Source organism: Thiococcus pfennigii, from assembly GCF_016583835.1.
In the GTDB taxonomy this organism is placed as follows: domain Bacteria; phylum Pseudomonadota; class Gammaproteobacteria; order Chromatiales; family Chromatiaceae; genus Thiococcus; species Thiococcus pfennigii.
Map to the genome: position 1 here is coordinate 1 of NZ_NRRW01000002.1, position 21,451 is coordinate 21,451.

Annotated in this window: 14 protein-coding genes and 1 pseudogene; 8 read left to right on the forward strand and 7 right to left on the reverse strand. The window is 68.2% G+C overall.

What is annotated here, in order from left to right:
- Both CKO41_RS00835 and CKO41_RS18530 read right to left on the reverse strand, forming a co-directional pair.
- Window positions 1–975 (reverse strand): ISNCY family transposase (locus tag CKO41_RS00835; protein ID WP_242463863.1); only part of this gene is annotated, 975 nt, incomplete at both ends.
- A gap of 1 nt (window position 976) precedes the next feature.
- Window positions 977–1,296, reverse strand: a pseudogene (locus tag CKO41_RS18530) (ISNCY family transposase); the annotation flags it as partial.
- A 959-nt stretch (window positions 1,297–2,255) separates the two neighbouring features.
- Between CKO41_RS18530 and CKO41_RS00840 the strand changes: the two are divergent.
- The 3 genes from CKO41_RS00840 to CKO41_RS00850 all read left to right on the forward strand — a co-directional run bounded on the left by CKO41_RS00840 (window position 2,256) and on the right by CKO41_RS00850 (window position 6,683).
- A complete protein-coding gene (locus CKO41_RS00840; RefSeq protein ID WP_200380970.1) occupies window positions 2,256–3,677 on the forward strand; it encodes a YbaY family lipoprotein in 1,422 nt (473 codons plus the stop codon).
- Between the two features lie 549 nt (window positions 3,678–4,226).
- Window positions 4,227–4,967 (forward strand): MBL fold metallo-hydrolase, encoded by a 741-nt coding sequence (locus CKO41_RS00845; RefSeq protein ID WP_200380971.1) that lies wholly within the window; start codon window positions 4,227–4,229, stop codon window positions 4,965–4,967.
- Between the two features lie 570 nt (window positions 4,968–5,537).
- Window positions 5,538–6,683, forward strand: a complete 1,146-nt coding sequence (locus CKO41_RS00850) for an alpha/beta fold hydrolase (RefSeq protein ID WP_200380972.1) — start codon at window positions 5,538–5,540, stop codon at window positions 6,681–6,683.
- A 484-nt stretch (window positions 6,684–7,167) separates the two neighbouring features.
- On the opposite strand, the gene ald is transcribed toward CKO41_RS00850, so the two are convergent.
- On the reverse strand, window positions 7,168–8,289 hold the full coding sequence (gene ald, locus CKO41_RS00855; RefSeq protein WP_200380973.1) for an alanine dehydrogenase: 1,122 nt from the start codon (window positions 8,287–8,289) through the stop codon (window positions 7,168–7,170).
- A gap of 380 nt (window positions 8,290–8,669) precedes the next feature.
- Between ald and CKO41_RS00860 the strand changes: the two genes are divergently transcribed.
- The gene (locus CKO41_RS00860) at window positions 8,670–9,731 is read left to right on the forward strand and encodes a ribonuclease T2 family protein (protein ID WP_200380974.1); all 1,062 of its coding nucleotides are present in this window, start codon (window positions 8,670–8,672) and stop codon (window positions 9,729–9,731) included.
- Between the two features lie 63 nt (window positions 9,732–9,794).
- On the opposite strand, the gene htpG is transcribed toward CKO41_RS00860, so the two are convergent.
- A complete protein-coding gene (gene htpG / locus CKO41_RS00865; RefSeq protein ID WP_200380975.1) occupies window positions 9,795–11,714 on the reverse strand; it encodes a molecular chaperone HtpG in 1,920 nt (639 codons plus the stop codon).
- A 285-nt stretch (window positions 11,715–11,999) separates the two neighbouring features.
- Between htpG and CKO41_RS00870 the strand changes: the two genes are divergently transcribed.
- The 3 genes from CKO41_RS00870 to CKO41_RS00880 all read left to right on the forward strand — a co-directional run bounded on the left by CKO41_RS00870 (window position 12,000) and on the right by CKO41_RS00880 (window position 16,900).
- Window positions 12,000–13,634, forward strand: coding sequence for an alpha-D-glucose phosphate-specific phosphoglucomutase (locus CKO41_RS00870; RefSeq protein WP_200254106.1), 1,635 nt, complete (start codon window positions 12,000–12,002; stop codon window positions 13,632–13,634).
- Between the two features lie 387 nt (window positions 13,635–14,021).
- Window positions 14,022–15,959, forward strand: coding sequence for an ATP-dependent zinc metalloprotease FtsH (gene ftsH / locus CKO41_RS00875; RefSeq protein ID WP_200380976.1), 1,938 nt, complete (start codon window positions 14,022–14,024; stop codon window positions 15,957–15,959).
- Window positions 15,960–16,246: 287 nt separating this feature from the next.
- Window positions 16,247–16,900 (forward strand): hypothetical protein, encoded by a 654-nt coding sequence (locus CKO41_RS00880; protein WP_200380977.1) that lies wholly within the window; start codon window positions 16,247–16,249, stop codon window positions 16,898–16,900.
- Between the two features lie 288 nt (window positions 16,901–17,188).
- On the opposite strand, the gene tilS is transcribed toward CKO41_RS00880, so the two are convergent.
- The 3 genes from tilS to CKO41_RS00895 all read right to left on the reverse strand — a co-directional run bounded on the left by tilS (window position 17,189) and on the right by CKO41_RS00895 (window position 20,338).
- Entirely contained in the window at window positions 17,189–18,508 is a 1,320-nt protein-coding gene (tilS, locus tag CKO41_RS00885) for a tRNA lysidine(34) synthetase TilS (RefSeq protein ID WP_200380978.1), read from the reverse strand.
- 28 nt (window positions 18,509–18,536) lie between these two features.
- On the reverse strand, window positions 18,537–19,493 hold the full coding sequence (locus CKO41_RS00890) for an acetyl-CoA carboxylase carboxyltransferase subunit alpha (RefSeq protein ID WP_200380979.1): 957 nt from the start codon (window positions 19,491–19,493) through the stop codon (window positions 18,537–18,539).
- A gap of 83 nt (window positions 19,494–19,576) precedes the next feature.
- Window positions 19,577–20,338: a metal-dependent hydrolase gene (locus tag CKO41_RS00895; RefSeq protein WP_200380980.1), complete on the reverse strand. Its 762-nt coding sequence runs from the start codon at window positions 20,336–20,338 to the stop codon at window positions 19,577–19,579.
- Between the two features lie 238 nt (window positions 20,339–20,576).
- On the opposite strand from CKO41_RS00895, the gene CKO41_RS00900 reads away from it, so the two are divergent.
- On the forward strand, window positions 20,577–21,374 hold the full coding sequence (locus tag CKO41_RS00900; RefSeq protein WP_200380981.1) for a DUF4198 domain-containing protein: 798 nt from the start codon (window positions 20,577–20,579) through the stop codon (window positions 21,372–21,374).
- Window positions 21,375–21,451 lie beyond the last annotated feature (77 nt).

Genomic DNA, 21,451 nt, shown 5'->3' on the forward strand with positions numbered 1-21,451 from the left:
GCCAAGGCGACGTAGCGCATGAAGCCGTCGAGGCCGTGATCCGGGCAGCGGTCCAGGCCGTGGGCCTCCAGCGCATTGATCGCCGACTCCACCGCCGAGTGGCGCCGGCGCAGGCGCTGAAAGCGCGGGCTGTGCTCGCGCTCCAGCTCGCTCGCTGAGCGCCGGCCCTTCTTCGGCAGCACCGGAAAGTCGATGATCTCCCCCAGGCGCTCTTGATTGGCGGGACTGTGGAAGCCTTTGTCGAGGCTCACGCTGATGAGGTTGTCGTAGCGCTTGGCGAGGTCCTCCACCAGCGGCACGGCCACCTGGTCGTCGGTTTCCTTCGGCATCACGCGATGGTTGAGGATGAAGCCGAATTGGTCCTCGCTGATCGCCACGCGCAGGCCGAGCTCGACGGGGACCCCGGCCTTGCCTTTGCTGATCCACTCGGTGTGCGGCTCGAAGATCGAGAAGACCTTCTCGTGATGCGGGATCGTCTCGCCCTGGAGCACCCGGCGGCGCACCTGATCGATCTGCCGCTCGGCATGAGCCAGGTAGTCATCGAGGGCGGTGAACAGCGCGCTGGGTAGTCCGCAGCCGTGCTCGAGCTTGATGCGGGTGAGGTGGGCGCGCTCGATGAACTGCTCGGCGAGCGCCAGATACGCTTCATGGGCGTCGCGGATCTCGGCTTGGCGCGCGGCCCGTTTCTCGGGGTCTTGCGCCGTGGAGCGCTTGAGTTGCTGGGCGCGGCGATAGGCCTTCTTCAGACAGCGCAGGTTGTAGGCGCTCTGGCGCCAGTCGCTCAAGCCCTCGCTCTCGCACAGCGCCGCGCTGGTCTCAATCGCCTTGCGCACCGCATCGAAGAGCAGGTTGATGTCGGTGGGATAGTGGATATCGGTCTCGACGACGAAGGAGTCACTGCGCGCCTCGAGCCCTTCGTGCGGGCTTTTTTTTACCAGCGCATGCCCGGCGGCGACGACCACCTCGTTGATGCGCNGTGCGATGGGCATTGGCCAGCTCCTGGATGCGATCGTAGTCGGCGTTCAGCCCCAGGCGCAGCGTCCCCAGCACCAGGATCTGCCACTGCGTCATCCCGGGGCGCCCCGTCTCGCGGCTCACCGGCCCCGTGCCATCGGCGCGCTCCGGCAGGATCTCGGCGAGGATGGCGAAGACCGGCTCGCGCAACTCGGGCGTCGTGTAGATGTGTTGCAGACCGCGCAGCAGTCGCGGGATGTCATCGCGCGACTTGGCGTCGATCACGATGGCGCCGATGTCCTGTTCACCGAGCTGCAATTGCGGGTTGATGATCTCGCGCATGGGAATTGGGAATGAACGAAGTTTTGCGGATCCAATACCATCACTGCCACGACCGGCGGGTTTCCGCCACCCGCGGCGACGAACAATCAGGCAGTTAGCGGCGGCGCCGTGGGCCCAGACGGCTTCCGGCCGCTCGACTTCCGGTGCCCGATTCGATTATAAGGCATTGTTCTTGCGATTGAAAACGACTTTCCGTCCAGGCACTAGGTAGTTCAATCGGCGGATCTCACCCACATTCCTCTCATGCAGTTTTCGTCCGGATCTAGAAGGATAACTTTTCCCTTACGATCAATAACTTGCGGATCTCTAGGCCGCGCCATTACCCATAAACCAAAAAGATGATAAAAATCATAATTTTAGACCTATTTTTGCGGTTGAAAGCAAATAAAATATTCGAAATCAGCATGTTATATAATTTCTGCGCGTGATGAACAAGGTCAAACGGCTCGATAAGCCGTTGATTGTTGGCGCACCGTCTAACGATTTCGGCGGCAGGACACCGCCAGGCTGCCCGAGATCCTTGGAAGTAGCTGTTTTATATGGCAAAAGATATGGGTAATGATATGTCTCTAGGCAACATTTCCCCGTCTGGCGACCGAGGGATCGAAAAGTGCGTGAAAGCCGTCAGATTGAACTCCCTAGTGCAGCACTTCAGAAATCCCGAGGCTGTTCGTTGTCGTTGTCCTGATCCTAGTCCGATCGTCGATTACGACAACGACAACGATAGTCGTTGGAGGTGGTCTCGGAACATCCGCACTGCTGTACTAGCGCTGCAGTAGTGCTCGAGCACTCGGGCGACCTGGTGGCGCGGGCCGAGCAAGCGAGCCTCATCGTTTGGCGACCTCCGCCAGCGGCCGCCGGGGCGAGCGCCTACCCGTGCCAGGCACCTCGGCAAGGGGGCTGGCGCAACCTACAATCGAGCGGCGACTTCCCGCCGACGAGAGCACCGGAGCACCTCGATGACGTTTCTTCGATTTCTGGCCTGTGGTCTGTGTCTGATGATGCCACCGCTTCTCCATGCCGCCGACATGGTGACGGGGACCGCCACCTACCGCGAGCGGATCGCGGCGCCGCCCGATGCGCGGTTCGTGGCGGTACTCGAAGACATCTCGCGCGCGGACGCCCCGGCCGTGGAGCTGGGGCGCGCCGAGATCGAGCAGGCCGGCAACCCGCCCTACGCCTTCGCGATCGCGTACGATCCCGCGGCGATCGACGACCGCCACACCTATGCGGTGCGGGCGACGCTGACCGCGGGCGACCGCCTCCTGTTCACGACGGACAGGGTGGCCCCGGTCCTCACGCGCGGGGCGCCGAGCGAGGTCGATCTCGTCATGCGCATGGTCAGCCCGGCCAAGGCGCAGGCCGTGAGGGACGCCCCCCGCATCGGGGCGCATGGGCTGCGCCTCCCGGCGACCTTCACCGGCACCCTGCCCTGCGCCGATTGCGAAGGTATCGCGCACCACCTCGACCTCTGGCCGGACCAGACCTATCACCTGCGCCGGGAATGGCTGGGGCGCGACGACGACCCAGGCAGCCATCGGCGCGACGCGCTCGGCCGCTGGTCTGCCGATCCGGCTCGCCGCGCGATCGTCCTGCACGGCGCCTCCGAGATGCCGATCCAGTGGGCGGTCAAGGGTCCCGAGCGGCTGCGGCTGCTCGACATGGAGGGCAACCCGATCGAGTCAGAGCTCCCTTACGAGGTCACGAGCGATGGCAGCCTGACCGAGACGGATCTCGACGGCCTCTTCCTCGGCGGGATGATGACCTACATGGCCGATGCGGCCCTGTTCGAGGAGTGCCTGACCGGTCGGCGCTATCCCATCGCGCAGGAGGGCGACTACCTCGCCCTCGAACGGGCCTACCTCGCAGACCGCACGGCGCCCGGTGCGCCGCTGTACGTACACGTCGAGGGCGGTCTGCTGATGCGCCCGGCGATGGAAGGCCCCGACCGGCGCAGCCTCGTGGTGCATCGGTTCATCAAGACGCGGCTAGGCGTGACCTGCGAGCGCCAGCAGGCCAATGCCGCGTTGACCAACACCTACTGGCGGATCGACAGGCTGGGCGATGAGGCCGTCGTCGGCCTGCCCGAGCGGCGCGAGCCGCATCTGATCCTGCGCGCGGGCGATGCGCACCGGTTCGCGGCGACCCTGGGCTGCAACCAGATGAACGGTCCCTACGCGCTGGCGGACGACGGCCGCCTGACCTTCGGCCTCACCGCCTCGACGATGATGGCCTGTCCCCCGCCACTCGATGCGCTGGAGCGCACCCTGGCGGAGACGCTGTCGGCCGTGCGCAGCTACCAGATCAGCGGCGAAACGCTGGCCCTCTACGATGAGGCGGGCGCGGTGATCGCGCTGCTCACGGCCGTCTATCTGCGGTGACGGTCACGAGCCCCTGCCGAGCGCCCGGACCCGGGTCGGCCCTGTGCCTGCGCCGCGCGTCCGGGCGCCTCGTGCGGTCTCGTACCTGAGAGGGGCCGACCTCGAACCGGCGCGCCGACCCCTCGGGGCCATAACCCGGCCCCCAACGAGGCCGCTGTCGGGTTACGGCGCGCGCCGGGCTGTTCTCTATCGGCGAGCGCCGTGCAGGCGCACCTAACCCGACCTACGGCGGTGCCGACGGCCGGCAACGCAGCCGCTGTCGGGTTACGGCGCGCGCCGGGCTGTTCTCTATCGGCGAGCGCCGTGCGAGCGCACCTAACCCGACCTACGGCGGTGCCGATGGTCGTCGGGGCCGTAGGTCGGGTTAGCCCCTCGGGGCGTAACCCGACCGCGCGTACCTCGGGCGGGCAGCTTTGGCATACTGGCACTACCGCCTATCGGGTTGCGGCGCGCCCCTGCCCGTGCCTTCTCGCAGGCCGCGGCGCCAACCCACGTAACGACTATGCCGGCGTAGCGGCAACCCGAGCGATACGCTGCTGTGAGGACCCGATGACATCTCCGCACCTGACCATCCTGTTCGACAACGAACCCGGTCTGCCCGGGTTGACGACCCTCTGGGGCTTCGCCGCACTCATCCGCCTGGAGGGCTGCACCGTCCTCTTCGACACCGGCAGCAACGGTCGCGTGCTGCTTCGCAATATGGCGACCCTCGGGCTGGCCCCCGAGACGGTGGACCTGGTCTTCCTCTCCCATCCGCACTGGGACCACATGGGCGGCCTGGACTCGCTGTTGGAGCGCAACCCCGAGGTCACCGTCGTCCTGCACGAGGGGTTTTCCAAGCACCTGATCCACGACCTGCGCACCCTCTGCCGCGAGCTCCTCGTCGTCGGTCCCGACCCGTGCCAACTGGCTCCGGGTGTCTTCTCGACCGGCCTGCTCGAGAGCCAGCCTGCCGAGCAGGGCCTGGTGATCGATGCCGACGGCATCACGGCCGCCATCAGCGGCTGCGCGCACCCGGGCATGGAGCACATCGTCGAGCGGGCCACGCCCCTGCTCGGCCGGGCGCCCGACTGGGCGATCGGCGGCTTTCACCTGATGTACGCCGATGCCGCGGCCATCGATCGGTCGGTACGGGCCGTGCGGGACCTCGGCATCCGCTGCGTGGTGCCGACCCACTGCACCGGGGAGGCGGCCAGGGCCGCCTTCATGACCGCGTTCGGTGAGCGCTGCTTCGCCGGTGGCGTCGGGCGCGCGATCCGCCTCGACGCCTGCGGCCACCGCGGGGCCTGAAGCCCCCACGGCCATCGCGGCGACGGGGCGGGCCTCGGCGGTATGGCGACGGACTTGCGTCGCTGTGATATCGCCATCGGGCGGTGTCGTCAGCCGCGTTGGACAGCCGCACCCCGATGTGCGACAGGGACCCGCACGCATCGCGCTGGCTACCGCATTCGAGCACAAGGGCTACCGGAGCGTCGTCCTCGAGGGGGCGCCCAACCCAGAGGGGACTTGCGTCTGTCGTTCGGCGCGGACCGCGCTGAGCGGCATGGCCTCGACTGATCCGCTACGGCAGACACGCACTGGGCATCGGACCGGCGTATTCGACAGGCGTATTGGAAGGAAGCACGACGCCTACCAAGGCCAAATCACTTGCCTCAAGAGCGGTTTTTCGCTGACCATCCGACGCATGCCGGACAGGTCGAACCTGTCGAACCGTCTCGCCCGTCAGTCGATTGCAATTCGATCCGATCTTGATCTTGGTGGACGCCCGACTGCGGTCCTCGGCACACGACGGCCCGTCTGACCGAACCGACGGACACCGTTTCGGACAACCCGCCCAACCCGGAAAGGGGAAGCTCATCGATGCACACGAAGATCCTTGCCTTGTTGGCGACCGCTGTCGTCATGATGCCTGGCGTCGCCAATGCCTGGAATCCGGCGCTAGATCCGATATGCACGCTCAATGCGCCATTGGAAAACGCCTGCGAGAAGCTTCAGTGGATGCAACGACTTCCGTTCGATGCACGCCTCTGCAGCGTCTTTCCCGAGACCAATCCCCGAGTCGATTTCGACCTGTCGAGCGGGCCGACCGAAGAGACCCTCTCCGGCGCAAGGGGAGCCACGCTCGTCGCCCGGCACCAGAAGACCCTGTTGCAGGGCATCCAGGTCCATGTGGTCGACGCGGGGGATCCCAACGGCGAGCCCTTGCTCTTCCTGCACGGATTCCCGGAGAGCTGGTGGGCATGGAAGGATCAATTCGTGGCCCTGGGGAACCTCGGCTACCACGTGATCGCCGTCGACCTACCCGGCTTCAACGGCTCGCAGGCGCCGGCCTCGGACGAGGACTACAATCTCTCCTACTTCACCGACCTACTCGTCGGTGACGACGATAGCGTGCTCGCCTTCTTCGGTCATTCCCAGGCGCATGTGGTAGCCCACGAGTGGGGAGGCATCCTCGCCTATGGCTTCACCAAGTACCGCAACGACGCGATCCGGTCGCTTTTCATCATCAACGCGCCGCATCCCGAGACCTTCCCCGTCCAGTATGCCGACGAGGAGGTCTTGATCAACTCGTGGCACATCCCCCTCTTCCAAGGCTTCCCCGATCGGGCCGCCCTCTTCATCAAGCAATTCGCGACCGAGTTCGTGACCGGCGGATCGATCCTGTACGGCGGCCCGGGCTTCCGACTTCCCGCCGAGCACGTCTGCAACTTCGCCTTTTCCATCAGCGGCCTGGGCAAGATCGAAGACCTTCTGAAATACTATCGCTTCGTGTTCCCCAATAACCCGTCGGACTATTTCGGCTACCCCAAACCCAACCCCCTGGGCTATCCAGTGAAATTCTTCTGGGGCGCCGAGGACGAGGTCGTCGGCGTCAACTTCCTCGAGGGGATGGAGGAATACTTCCCGAACGCCGAGATCGAGTTGGTCGCGGGGGCCGGGCACTGGATACCGGCCGAAGCGAGCGTTCGATTGACCAACTCGTTGATCGAGTTCTTGGCGCATTAGTGCCTCGCTCCGGAAATACCGAGGCCGCTTTCATGTCGCCCTAGGATGCGAGCACCGTGGGAGCCCGCTTGCGGGCGACGACGACGCGCTCGTGGCGGCCAAGGAAGGGGTCAGAAACAAACGACACAAGCGCGAAGACGACAAGAAACTGCGAAATACACGAAAGTCGCGAAAAAACGGCAGATTCTTGTGTGTCAGTTCGGCCCTTTCGCGTGTTTCGCGTGTTTCGTAGTTCCCAGAAGATCGACCGGCTGTTCTTGAGTCGTCACTCAGATCGCCCGCAAGCGGGCTCCTACGGCGCCCGGATCCTGAGGTGACAGGATAGGGTCTCGGCATTTCTGAAGCGCGATACGAGGGAGGCGCTGAGATTCTCAGCACCTCCTGAAGGACGCAGAGGCCCCACCATCGTCAGTCGCGCGAGGCGACTGACGATGACGTCAGAAACCACGCCTTGGACCTCCGTGCTGCTTGGCCGGCCGGCGCATCAGGGCGCGTCGAGCACCTCCAGGGCCGGGACCCAATCGGCGCCCTGGGCCGCGGCGACCTCGGGGCGGCAGATCCGTCCGCGTGCGACGGCGAGGCCCTCGAGCAGGTGCGGGTCTTCGCGTAGCGCCCGCGGCACGCCCTTGTCGGCCAGGGCGAGGACGAAGGGCAGGGTTGCGTTGCCGAGGGCCTGGGTGGCCGTCGCGGCGACGGCCCCGGGCATGTTGGTGACGCAGTAGTGGACGACGCCGTCGACGACGAAGGTCGGGGCCTCGTGGGTCGTCGGCCGCGAGGTCTCGAAGCAGCCGCCCTGATCGATTGCGACGTCGACGAGGACGGCGCCCCGCCGCATCCGGGCGACCAGGTTGCGCCCGATCAGGCGCGGGGCCCGCGCCCCGGGGATCAGCACGGCACCGATCACCAGGTCGGCGGCTAGCACCGCCTCCTCCAGATTCTGCTCCGACGCCGCGAGGGTGTGGATGCGGTTGCCGAGGCGCTCGTCGAGCCGACGCAGGACGGCCAGGTCGCGGTCGAGGACGGTCACGTCCGCCCCCAGGCCGACGGCCATCGCCAGCGCGTTGCGCCCGACAACCCCGGCGCCGATCACGACCACCCGGGCCGGCGCGACGCCGGGCACGCCGCCGAGCAGCACACCGCGCCCGCCCTGGGCCATCTCCAGGCAGTGGGCGCCGGCCTGGACCGCGAGCCGACCGGCGACCTCGGACATGGGCGCGAGCAGCGGCAGGTGGCCGGCCGCGTCCGTGACCGTCTCGTAGGCGATGCAGCAGGCGCCGCTCGCGAGCAGGTCGCGGGTCTGGGCCACATCGGGCGCCAGGTGCAGATACGAGAACAGGGTGTGATCCGGCCGCAGCCGCGCCCGCTCGGGGGGCTGCGGCTCCTTGACCTTGACGATCAGCTCGGCCTCGTCGAAGACCGCGCCGGGCGAGTCGAGGACCTGCGCCCCGGCGGTGCGGTAGGCGGCATCGTCGAACCCGATCGCGGCACCGGCGCCGACCTCGACCAGCACCTGATGCCCGCGGGTCGTGAGCGCCCGGACGGCCGCCGGCGCCAGACCGACCCGGTACTCCTGGGGCTTGATCTCCTTCGGCACACCGACTTTCATGGCAAGGGTCTCCGGGAGACGGGGCGCACCGGCCCAGCCGGCGGGCGCAACGGATCAGTGGACAGGATGGGGGTGTTCGGCGACGCCCCAAGACCGGACACGCGCGACGGCTAGCCGCGGGGCGGGAAACCGGCGCTGGGAGCGACCCAAGCCCGAGCCCTCCTGCCTGGGACGACGTGCCGCGGACAGCGCGCGGCACACGACGAGCCCGCCCCGTCGGCGGCGGGAGCCGCCGTGGATGCAGAGATGCGCCATTGCCAGCGGCGGGATGGCTCGCGGCGGGATGCGCTTCGCTTTCCCGCCCGACGGCCGACGACGAATTTGGTGCTCGGGTCGCGAAGACCCGGGCGATGGACCCCGCCATGTCGAGTGACACCTAGATGATCAAGACCATCTTGCCGATCTTTCTCCTGCTGGCGCTTGCGTCCGCCGCACCGGCGTCGGCCCAGCAGGTCCCGTTCGAGGGGGAGTTGAGCGCGTCGCACGCCTGTCCGGCGACGAAGAAGAAGGACCGCGACAATCCGGGCGACGTGCGCCTCGCGCCGGGCCGCGTCTACGAGGTCCTCGGCCGCAACGCGACCCCGGGGACCCACTACCAGATCCGGGTGCCGGGCGCGCCTGTGACCGAGCTGCGCTGGGTGGCGATGGACTGCGGCACCCTGGCCCTCGCAGGGTCGGCCGCCCCGCCCAACGCGACGGCGGTGGGCCCGGCATCGAGCGATGGCCTCGTCCCGGATGGCATCGAGTTCGTGCTCGCCGCAAGCTGGCAGCCGGCCTTCTGCCGCAGCGACGCCGGTCGGGACAAGCCGGAATGCCGCTCGCAGACCGCGCGGCGCTTCGACGCGACCCACTTCGCGCTCCACGGCTTGTGGCCCGATGACCTGGACGACCGGGCCGTCTTCCCGTGCTACTGCGACCAGGGCGCACCGGCGAGCTGCACGCAGAGCCGACCGGGGAGGCCGCGGATCGCCCTGTCGGACGAGGTCGGCGACCGGCTGGCGATCGCGATGCCCGGCATGCAGTCGGGTCTGCACCGCCACGAGTGGGCAAAGCACGGGACCTGCTACGAGGACGACAGGACAGGTCCGGACGCCGGCGCCGAGCCGGACGAATACTTCCGCGAGTCGCTGGCGGCGCTCGAGGCGCTCAACGCCTCGGCGGTACGCCGGCTCTTCGCCGACCACCTCGGCGAGCGCCTGACGCGGACTCGGATCGAGGCGGCCTTCGACGAGGCCTTCGGGGTGGGGGCAGGCGAGCGGGTACTGATACGCTGCGCTGACGTCGGCGGCGAGCGCGTCATCTTGGAACTGCGGATCGGGCTCGCCGGCGACATCGGTGAGCCGGCCGACCTGGCCGCGCTGATCCAGGCCGCCCCGCCGAGGACGCGCTGGAGCGAGACCGGCAGCTGCGCCGGCGGACGGGTCGTGCGGGTGGCGGAATAGCGGAGGCCGCCGGCGCCGCACGGGCGCCGGCGGGACGGGCTGGCCGTCGCCGAGGACGACCGCTCAGCGGCCGGCCATCAGCATCGTCAACATCAGCTTGTTGAGCCGCCCGACGAAGGCGGCCGGGTCCTCGAGCTGGCCGCCCTCGGCGAGCATCGCCTGGTCGAAGAGGATCGAGGCCAGGTCGGCGAAGCGCCCCTCGTCGGCCTCGCCCTCGAGGCGCTTGACCAGCAGGTGGTCCAGGTTCACCTCCAGCGTCGGGCGGCTCTCGGGGGCCGACTGGCCGACCGCCTTGAGGACCCGCGCGAGGTTGGCGCTCATGTCGTACTCGCCGACGACGAGGCAGGCCGGGGAGTCGACCAGGCGGGTGCTCGCCCGCACCTCGTTGACCCGCTCGCCGAGGGCCTTCTTCAGCCGCTCGAGCAGCTCGCCGTGCTCGGCCGCGGCCTGCTCGGTCTTCTCCTGCTCCTCCTTGTCGGCCAGCTCGCCCAGGTCGAGCTTGCCCTTGGCGACCGATTGCAGGTGCTTGCCCTTGTACTCGCTCAGGTGGCTGACCAGCCACTCGTCGACGCGATCCGAGAGGAGCAGGACCTCGATCCCCTTCTTGCGGAAGACCTCCAGGTGCGGGCTGTAGCGCGCCGCGGCCGGGGTGTCGGCGGTGATGTAGTAGATCTTGTCCTGCCCCTCCTTCATCCGCTCGATGTAGGCATCGAGCGACTCGGTCTGCGCCTCGCCTTCGCTGTGCGTCGTCGAGAAGCGCATCAGACCGGCGATGCGCTCGCGATTGGCGAAGTCCTCGGCCGGCCCCTCCTTCATCACCCGGCCGAACTCGCGCCAGAAGTCGGCGTACTTCTCCGGCTCGTCCTTGGCCATGGTCTCGAGCAGGCCGAGGATCCGCTTGGTGTTGGCCTGGCGGATGGTGTCGATCTTGCGATTGTGCTGCAGGAGCTCGCGCGAGACGTTGAGCGGCAGGTCGTCGGCATCGACGACGCCCTTGACGAAACGCAGGTAGTGCGGAAGCAGCTTGTCGACCTCGTCCATGATGAAGACGCGGCGCACGTAGAGCTTCACGCCGTGGCGCTGTTCGCGGTCCCACAGGTCCCACGGGGCGCGCTTGGGGATGAACAGCAGGGTCGTGTACTCGTTGGTGCCCTCGACGCGGTTGTGCACGTGGGCGAGCGGCTCGTCGAAGTCGTGGGCGACGTGCTTGTAGAAGTCGGCATATTCCTGGTCGCCGATGTCGGCCTTGTTGCGCATCCAGAGCGCCGTGCCACGGTTGACCTGCTCCCACTCGGGGGCCTTGTCGGCCTCCTCCTTGTCTTCGTCGCCGAACGACTCCTTGAGCATCTCGACCGGCAGTGCGATGTGGTCGGAGAACTTGCCGATGATCGAGCGCAGCCGCCAGCCGTCGAGGAATTCCTTCTCGTCCTCCTTCAGATGGAGGATCACGTCGGTACCGCGCCCGGCCTTGGCGACCGTCTCGATCGAGAAGCTGCCGCGGCCATCGGACTCCCAGCGCACGCCGTGCTCGGCACCGAGCCCGGCCCGGCGCGTCACCAGGGTCACCTTGTCGGCGACGATGAAGGCCGAGTAGAAACCGACGCCGAACTGACCGATCAGCTGACTGTCCTTCGCGCCATCGCCGCTCAGGTTCTCGAGGAAGCGCCGCGTGCCGGAGCTCGCGATGCTGCCGATCGTGTCGATGGCCTCCTGGCGGCCCATGCCGATGCCGTTGTCCGAGACCGTCAGGGTGCCGGCCTCGGGGTCGACGCTCACGCGGATGCGCAGGTTCGGATCGTCCTCGAACAGGGCATCGTCGGTCAGGGCCTCGAAGCGCAGCTTCTCGGCCGCGTCCGAGGCATTGGAGACCAGTTCGCGCAGGAAGATCTCCTTGTTCGAATAGAGGGAGCGGATCACCAGGTCGAGCACCTGGCTCACCTCGGCCTTGAATTCCAATGTCTCTTTATGCGTATCTACCGTCATCGTTTGACTCTGCTTGTCGTTTCATCTGAAAGGAACGTCGTTCGCCGACCGGGCGGCGCGCGCGGCGCCAAGGCCGATCGCGGCTCGGCGAGCGCGACCGCGACGATCGGCGATAGAATGCCGGGACCGTTCATCGTCGCGGGCACGCCGGATGCGATCGCCGGGACCGGGTTGCCGCTGAGCAGACCGCGGAGGCCGTGCATCGATCTCGCGCGCCGGCGCCGGCGCTCGGCCGCCGCCGATGCGCACCAGCGACATCGTCACTCGAACACAAGGGTTTTGCCGATGGATCCGATCATCATCCCCACTCAGCCCATCACGGGGCAACGCCCCGGCACCTCCGGCCTGCGCAAGCGGGTCAAGGTGTTTCAACAGCCCGGCTACCTGGAGAACTTCGTCCAGGCCATCTTCGATACGCAGCCGGAGCTCGACGGTGGCGTGCTGGTCGTCGGCGGCGACGGACGCTACCACAACAAGGTGGCGATCCAGACCATCCTCCGGATGGCCGCCGCCAATGGCGTCGCCCGCGTGCTCGTCGGACGCGGCGGCATCCTGTCGACGCCGGCAGCCTCCTGCGTGATCCGCAAGTACCGCACGCAGGGCGGCCTGATCCTCTCGGCCAGCCACAACCCCGGCGGCCCGGATGCGGACTTCGGCATCAAGTTCAACGTCGGGGCCGGCGGCCCGGCGCCGGAATCCGTCACCGACGCCATCTATGAACGGACCCGGACGATCGAACGCTACCGGACGCTGGAGACGCCGGACATCGATCTCGAGCGGATCGGGACGCAGCCGCTCGGCGCGATGGCGGTCGAGGTCATCGACCCGGTCGCCGACTATGCCGAGCTGATGGAGGCCCTCTTCGATTTCAACGCCATCCATCAGTTGTTCAACTCGGGACTGTTCCGCATGCGCTTCGACGCGATGCATGCGGTGACCGGACCCTACGCGTTCGAGATCCTCGAGCGCCGCCTCGGGGCCGAGCCCGGGACCGTGCTCAACGGCGAGCCGCTGGAGGACTTCGGCGGCGGCCATCCGGATCCGAACCTGGCCCACACCCAGGACCTGGTGGCGATGACCAGGGGGTTGGACGGGCTCGACTTCGCCGCCGCCTCCGATGGCGACGGGGATCGCAATATGATCCTGGGAAAGGAGTTTTTTGTCACCCCCAGCGACAGCCTGGCCGTGCTCGCGGCCAATGCCCACCACACCCCCGGCTATCGTCACGGGATCGTCGGCATCGCCCGCTCGATGCCGACCAGCCAGGCCGCCGACCGGGTCGCCGAGGAGCTCGGCATCGACTGCTACGAGACGCCGACGGGCTGGAAATTCTTCGGCAACCTGCTCGATGCCGGGCGCATCACGCTATGCGGCGAGGAGAGCTTCGGCACCGGCTCGGATCACGTCCGCGAGAAGGACGGCCTGTGGGCCGTGCTCTTCTGGCTGAACCTGCTCGCGGTGCGCCAGCAGTCGGTCGCCGAGATCGTCCGCGATCACTGGCGGCGCTTCGGTCGCAACTTCTACACCCGTCACGACTACGAGGGCGTCGACGCCGAGGCCGCCGAAGACCTGATGACGCACCTGCGCGAGCAGCTGCCAGGGCTCGTCGGCAAGCCCCTCGGTGGCCAGACCGTCGTCTACGCCGACGACTTCGCCTATGAGGACCCGATCGACGGCAGCCGCGCCGAACGCCAGGGGGTCCGCATCGGCCTCGCCGACGGGGCGCGGATCATCTTCCGCCTCTCGGGCACCGGTACCGAGGGCGCCACGCTACGGGTCTACCTCGAACGCTTCGAGGCCGATCCCGCGCAGCATGAGCGCGACACCCAGGAGGTCATGGCCCCGCTGATCCACATCGCCCGCGACCTCGCCCAGATCGAGGCCCGCACCGGCCGAGGCGAGCCCGACGTGATCACCTGATGCCAAGCGCACCCGCCTTCGTGGACGGGGCAGGGAGGCCCCGCCGCGCGCCCCATCGACGATGTCCGCCCCCGACGCTGGCGACGGCGAACCTTTCCCGTCCTCTCCCCTCTAACATCCGATGCCCGCATCGCGGCATCCTCGGAAGTGCCCTGCCCGGGCCCCTTCCCGTCCGCCAGGCAAGGGGGCCCCGGCTTTGTTTCCCCGGTCGCCGACCCGATGTAGCATGCCATCGTCATGCTCGATCGACGCGCCGCGCTGCGGCTGCCCGGGCAAGGCTCGGTCGGGATCGACCCGGCCGCCGGATGCTGGACTCCGCAACCGCCCTACCCCTGGGCTCGCGCGGCCAAGCGCGATCGCGCAGCTATTTCTCGAGGCTCGAAGCGAATGAAAAACAAGTCTTTAACCATCATCCTCTGGGTCGCCGTCAGCCTCTGGATGTTGATGATCTTCAACAGCATGACCGGGCCCAAGCCCACCGAGGCCCGTAACCTGAGCTACAGCAGCTTCCTGAGCGAGCTCGAGGATGGGTCCATCCGCGAGGTCACGATCGAAGATCTGCGCATCACGGGCACCCGCACCGACGGCTCGCGCTTCGAGACCTACGACCCGGGCGATCCGGCCTTGATCGGCGAACTGCTCAACCGCGGCGTCACGATCAACGCCGAGGAGGCCGCGCGACCAGGCCTGCTCGCACAGATCCTGGCCGCCTGGCTGCCCTTCCTGCTGCTGATCGGGGTCTGGATCTGGATCATGCGGCGTGGCTCGGCCGGGGGTAGCGGCAACGGCGGTCTGTTCAGCTTCGGCAAGAGCCGCGCCCGCCAGCATGCCGAGGGCGAGGTCAAGGTGACCTTCCAGGACGTCGCCGGCGTCGAGGAGGCCAAGCAGGAGGTCACCGAACTGGTCGAGTTCCTGCGCAACCCGCAGAAGTTCAGCAGCCTCGGTGGTCGGATCCCGCGTGGCGTGCTGATGGTCGGGCCGCCCGGCACCGGCAAGACCCTGCTCGCGAAGGCCATCGCCGGCGAGGCCCGGGTGCCCTTCTTCAGCATCTCGGGCTCCGACTTCGTCGAGATGTTCGTCGGCGTCGGCGCCTCGCGCGTGCGCGACCTCTTCGAACAGGCGAAGAAGAATCCGCCCTGCATCATCTTCATCGACGAGATCGACGCGGTCGGTCGGCGCCGCGGGGCCGGACTCGGCGGCGGCCACGACGAACGCGAGCAGACCCTCAATCAGCTGCTCGTCGAGATGGACGGCTTCGCCGGCAACGAGGGCATCATCGTCATCGCCGCAACGAACCGTGCCGATGTCCTCGACCCCGCGCTGCTGCGCCCCGGACGCTTCGACCGTCAGGTCGTCGTCGGCCTGCCGGACCTCGCCGGTCGTGAGGCCATCCTGAAGGTCCACATGCGCAAGGTGCCGGTCGCGGGGGACGTCGACGCCCGTACCATCGCCCGCGGCACCCCGGGCTTCTCCGGCGCGGACCTCGCCAACCTGGTCAACGAGGCGGCCCTGTTCGCGGCCCGCGCGGGGTTGACCGAGGTGACGATGGACACCCTCGAGAAGGCCAAGGACAAGATCATGATGGGCGCCGAGCGGCGCAGCGTCGTGATGTCCGACGACGAGAAGCGCCTGACCGCCTATCACGAGGCTGGCCACGCCATCGTCGGGCGCAGCGTCCCCGAGCACGACCCGGTGCATAAGGTCAGCATCATCCCGCGCGGTCGGGCGCTCGGCGTGACCCTGTTCCTGCCGGAGCGAGACCGCTACAGCCGCACCAAACGTCAGCTCGAGAGCATGATCTCGAGCCTGTTCGGCGGGCGGATCGCCGAGGAGATGATCTTCGGCCCGCAGTTCGTGACCACGGGGGCCTCGAACGACATCGAACGGGCGACCGAGATCGCGCGCAACATGGTCACCCGCTTCGGCCTCTCCGAGCGGCTCGGACCGCTGGCCTACGCCGAAGACGAGGGCGAGGTGTTCCTCGGCCATGCGGTCACGCAGCAGAGCAAGATCTCGGCCCAGACGGCGCGCGAGATCGACAAGGAGATCCGCGCGATCATCGATCGAAACTACGAGCGCTCGCGGCAGATCCTGGAGGAGAACAAGGACAAGCTGCACAAGATGGCCGAGGCCCTGCTGCACTACGAGACCATCTCGCGCGAGCAGATCGACGACATCATGGCCGGACGGACGATGCGCCCGCCGGAGGGGCACGACGACGACCAGCGACCGACGGCGACGACCGGCGACGGCCCGGGACTCGGCCCCGACCGCCCGCAGGGCGGCAACAAGCCGATCGTTGGCGGCCCCATCGGCGAGCACTGAGCCTCAGCCCAGGCCCGCGGGCATCGCCCGCGGGCCCCTCTCCGCCCCGCCGCGGCGAGCCATCGCTCGCCGGCCCCGCCCGAGCCGGCCACCGGTCGCCGGCACGGCCCTGCCAGCACGACGCCGCCTGCTCGTTCCCCCAGACCCCGCGGACCCAATCGGTCTCTGCGCCTCGATCGGATGCGAAGCAGCCGTCCCAAGCCCCGATCGGGACGGAATCCGAGCTGGACGCTCAGATGCTATGCTGTCCAGGATCCTCCATCCCGAACGACGAGAGGTCGAATGCCATGGCGGAAGCCGCACTGGAGCGTCGGGTCGACACGCTCGAAGAGTACATGAAGGAGCTGAGCTACCAGTCCCTGCGCACCGAGATGGAACTGGCCCGTCTCAGCAAGGAGATGCGAGAGTTCAAGGACGAGATGCGGGCGTTCAAGGACGAGATGGGCGAGTTCAAGGACGAGATGCGCACCTTCAAAGACGAGTCCGTGCAAGAACGACGGCACATGAACAAGCAGTGGGGCGACCTGGCCAATCGGCTCGGCACCCTGGTGGAGGACATCGTCGCGCCGAACCTGCCGCGCATTGCCGAGACCCTGTTCGGCTGCACCAACCCCGATCTGTTCGCGATCCGCATCAGGCGCCGCTTCGATGGTGCGAGCCGCGAATACGACGCCTTGCTGGCCTGCGGGGGGGTCCTGCTCGTCAACGAGACCAAGTCGCGCCTGCTCGATAGCCACGTCCCGGCCACGCTCGAGAAGCTTGCCGAGATCCCGAACGTCTTTCCCGAATATGCCGAACGGCGCTGTATCGGCCTGCTCGCGACCCTCTATCCGGATCCGAGCGTCGTGCGGCTCGCGACCCGCCACGGCCTGCTCGTCATGGGCATGGGCGACGAGACGATGCAGATCCTCAACCCCGAGGCGCTGACCCACTCCGCCTGAAATCCGCGGCGAACCGCCATCGGCAACCGCTCACGCACCAGTCGCAAGACCCGCTCCCGCGCGACGCGACCCGCACCGTCCCGCGACCCCTGAACCTAAGAGCGGCAGTTGACCGCTTCCTCATGGATTGAAGTCGTTGAAATGGCGAAGAGGCCGTACGTGAGTCCTGCTCACCAGCCCGGTCGATGACCGCGCGCGTTTTCGGGTTCGAGGCCCCGGTCGTCCCGACCATGCCCAGACGTCGCGTCATCGACGGCCGCCACCCGCCCGGCGGTGGAGGCGCAAAGCTCAATCCCAGCCGACGAGGCCCGGCCACGGATGGTCGAACCACGCCGGTGTCGACCTGTCGTCGCGCGGCCCGAGGCCGGGCACGGCGATCAATTCATCGCCAGCGAAGATCAGCGGGACATAGCACCTCAGCCACGCGGGTACGCCAGCCTCCTGGAAGAGGTTCTTGAGGGACCGACTGGGACCTCGGGGGTGCGGGCGCAGGCGCGCGCCGGGGACGGCGAAGCGGACCTGGATGGGCCGCGCAAGCCCATCGTCGACACAGGTGGGCAGGCGGGCGAGGCGACCGAGCCCGCTCGGGAGCTCAAGATCGGCCCCGGACGACCAGTCGAGGACCAGGTCGGCCGCTGGGGGCGGCGGCAACGGGCGGAGCGCAAAGAGGCGCTCGCGATAGCGACGGATCTCGGTGCCAGGCCAGGCGACCAGCGGGTCGGCATCGGCGCGGGCCGCGAGGACCTCGCACCGCACCCGCTCGAGGTGGACCTGATCGGGCACCGACAGCCCCCGTTCCCGGATCCAGTAGCGAAGCACAGCGCGGCAGTGCGCTGGGGCGAGTACGCGCAGGCCGGGGATCGACAGGGTGCCGTCGCCGGTCGCGAGGCGCGCGGACAACTCGGCGGCGGTGCCGTCGACGAGGTGGGCCGCCTCGGCGCAGTGCCGGGCACTGCGGGCGATGGTCGAGGCCGCCGCCGGCCAACGCGCGCGCAGGCGCGGCAGGATCTCATGGCGCAGCAGATTGCGGTCGAGGTCGAGCGTCGCGTTGCTCGGATCCTCGACCCAGGCGAGCCCAGCCCGCACGGCATACTCATGTAGATCGCCGCGGCGGTACCCGAGCAAGGGGCGCACGAGCCGCCCAACGCCGAGTGGGCTGTCCGCCGGCATTGCCGCGAGGCCGTGGACACCACTGCCACGCAGCAGGGCGAGGAGCAGGGTCTCGGCCTGGTCGTCCTGATGATGGGCGGCGAGGATGAGATCATCCGGCTCGAGCAGCCCGGCAAGCGCGCCGTAACGGGCCGCCCGCGCGGCCGCCTCGGGGCTCTCGCCGGGCGCGGCATGCGCGGAGACGGTGAGCGTCGCGAGCGGTACCCCGAGATCGCCACAGACGCGCGCGCAATGACGTGCCCACTGCGCCGCGGCCGCTTGCAGGCCGTGGTCGACGTGGACGGCGCGCAGCGCGAACGGCAGTCGCGACCCCAGTGCCGCGAGGGCGTGCAGGAGGACGGTGGAGTCGAGCCCGCCGCTGAACGCGACCCAGCCGCGACGAGCGGCCGCGAAGCGCGCCAGGGGAGGCAGGAGATGGTGCGGCTCGAGCGTGGGCATCGCGCCCTCGCGGTCGGCAGGCCTGGGCCTATTCCTTGAAGCGGCCGCAGCCCATCAGGCGCCGATAGCGGCGCGCCCGGAGGTCGTCCATGTCGATCGCCGCCAGGTCGTCGAGGTGCTCCAGCAAGGCCGCCTTCAGGGTCGCGGCCATCGTGTCCAGGTTGCGGTGGGCACCGCCGAGCGGCTCCGGGACGATGGCATCGATCAGTTCCTGTTCGAGGAGCTTCTCGGAGGTGATGGCCATCGCCTCGGCGGCGAGTTGGGCCTTGTCCGCGCTCTTCCAGAGGATCGACGCGCAGCCCTCGGGCGAGATCACCGAATAGGTGCCGTACTGGAGCATCAGCACCCGGTCGCCGACGCCGATGGCCAGCGCGCCGCCCGAGCCGCCCTCACCGACGACGGTACAGACGATCGGCGTGCGCAACGCGGCCATGACCTGGAGGTTGCGGGCGATCGCCTCGCTCTGGCCGCGCTCCTCGGCACCGACGCCCGGATAGGCACCTGGGGTGTCGATGAAGGTCAGGATAGGCAGGCGAAAGCGCTCGGCCATCTCCATCAGCCGCAGGGCCTTGCGATAGCCCTCGGGGCGCGGCATGCCGAAGTTGCGCTGGATCTTCTCCTTGGTGTCGCGCCCCTTCTGGTGGCCGATGACCATGACCGAGCGCCCGTCGAGCCGCGCGACCCCCCCGACGATCGCCCGATCGTCGGCGAAGGCGCGATCGCCGTGCAGCTCCTGGAAGTCCTCGAACAGCCGCTCGACGTAATCGAGGAGATACGGCCGCCGCGGGTGACGCGAGAGCTGCGAGATCTGCCAGGGGGTGAGCGAGGAGAAGATCGACTCGGTCAGCGTCATGCACTTCTTGCGCAGACGCTCGATCTCGTCGCCGATGTTCAGGGCATTGTCGTCGCCGACGCGGCGCAGCTCATCGAGCTTGGCCTCGAGCTCGGCGATCGGTTGTTCGAAGTCGAGGAAGTGTGGATCCATGGCGGCGGAAGTTTATACGATCGCCGACCACAACGATAGACGGGTTGCACCGCACGCTCGACTCCAGCCCCGGCGGCGGCCCCTCAGCGCCCCCCCAGCTGGACGAGCCGCTCGCCCACCCAGCCGCGCCACTCGGTGAGCCAGGGCGACGGATGCCAGAGCCGCGCCGCGAGGGCCTCGCGCGTATAGCCGAGGCCGCGCGCGGCCTCGGTGACCGGGGCCAGGCTCGGCGCGGTCAGCACCAGCGCGATCGCGGCCCCGGCCATGCCGAGCGAGCTCCACGGCGAACGCAGGCTGAAGGGCTTCAGCGCGGTGCCGAACGAGCGCCTCACGCGACTGTTGAGCAGGTCCACGCTGGCCAACTCATCGAGACACAGGTGGGTCAGATAACCGAGCCCGGTGAAGCCCGCGAAGACCCAGGACTCCCAGGCCGAACGCCCGACCACCCAGTAGGCCAGATTGGCCGCGCCGAGCGCCGCGAACAAGGCCGCCAGCCACGAGTGCCAGACGCCACGGTGGACCGTGAAGTGGGCGAAGACCTCGAAGAGACCGTAGCGCACGAGGAGGAAGACCACCGTCCAGACCAGGGCCAACTCGAACAACGCGAGGCGCTCGATCAGCGCGAAGCCGACCAGGAAGGCGGCCGCCGCGCCGATGAAGGCGAAGAAGGCCCGCACCGGGGTCGAGCTGTCCGAATCGATGTCGGGCAGGAGCCCACCGACGACGCCGACGGCAAAATAGGCCTGCGCCTGGCCGGCGTCGGCCAACCCGACCGCGAAGAGGCCGAGTGCCGCCGTGCTGCTGACGGCCGCCGCGCCGTAGAGGTGAGTCGCGAAGTTCGCCATCGCCGAAGGTCGCCCGCCGCCTGTCGATCGAAAGAATCTGACCCCAATCATAGCGCACGATGCCGGACAGGCGCGGCCGCAATGGGCTCCGCCCGCTCCGGGCACTCGGCGCGATTGGCGCCCGCCAGGTTTCGTGCTACAAAACATCCTTTGGTAACACCAGTCCCGCGACCGTCCGACGACCGAGCGCCCCCCGCCGACGGACGCCAGCCGATCCACGAACATCCGAGGATTCGAAATGCCGCCACACACCCCGAACCGCAAGCCGCTCACGGCGGCGCTCCGCCTCCCCTTGGCCGCGCTACTGGCCGCACCGTTCGCCGCCCAGGCCCACTTCCAGGAGCTGATCCCCGACCGCGCGATCCTCGACGAGGACACGGGCAGCCGCGTCGAGCTGGAGATGCGCTTCACCCACCCGATGGCCCGGGGGCCGCTGATGGAGATGGGCACGCCGGTGCGCTTCGGCGTCCTCGGCCCGGCCGGGCGCGAGGATCTGAGTGGCGCCTTGACGCGGGTCGAACAGGACGGCAAGTCGACCTACCAGGCCCGCTACCGGGCGAAGGAGCCCGGCGATTACGTCTTCTACCTCGAGCCGGCCGCCTACTGGGAGCCGGCCGAGGGCGTGATGATCGTCCACTACACCAAGGTCGTCGTCGATGGCTTCGGCGCCGAGGAGGGCTGGGATGCCGAGGTCGGCCTGCCGGTCGAGATCGAACCCTTGGTGCGCCCCTACGGCCTGTGGACCGGCAACCTGTTCCAAGGCCTCGTCAAAAAGGCCGGCCAGCCGGTGCCCTTCGCCGAGATCGAGGTAGAATGGCGCAACGACGGTAGCCTCACGGCCCCGGCCGGTCCCTACGTCACCCAGGTCATCAAGGCCGATGCCAATGGGGTATTCAGCTACGCGATGCCGCACGCCGGCTGGTGGGGCTTCGCCGCCCTGCTCGAGGGCGACGCGCCGATGAAGAATCCGGCCGGCGACGAGGTCCCGGTCGAGCAGGGTGCGCTGATCTGGGTCCAGACCCGGGATATGAAATAGGGCCAGGTTCACGAACCAGTGGCGGGCGACGGGGCGCAAAACCGCCATCCGGTGATCCCCGAACCGTCACTGGCCCA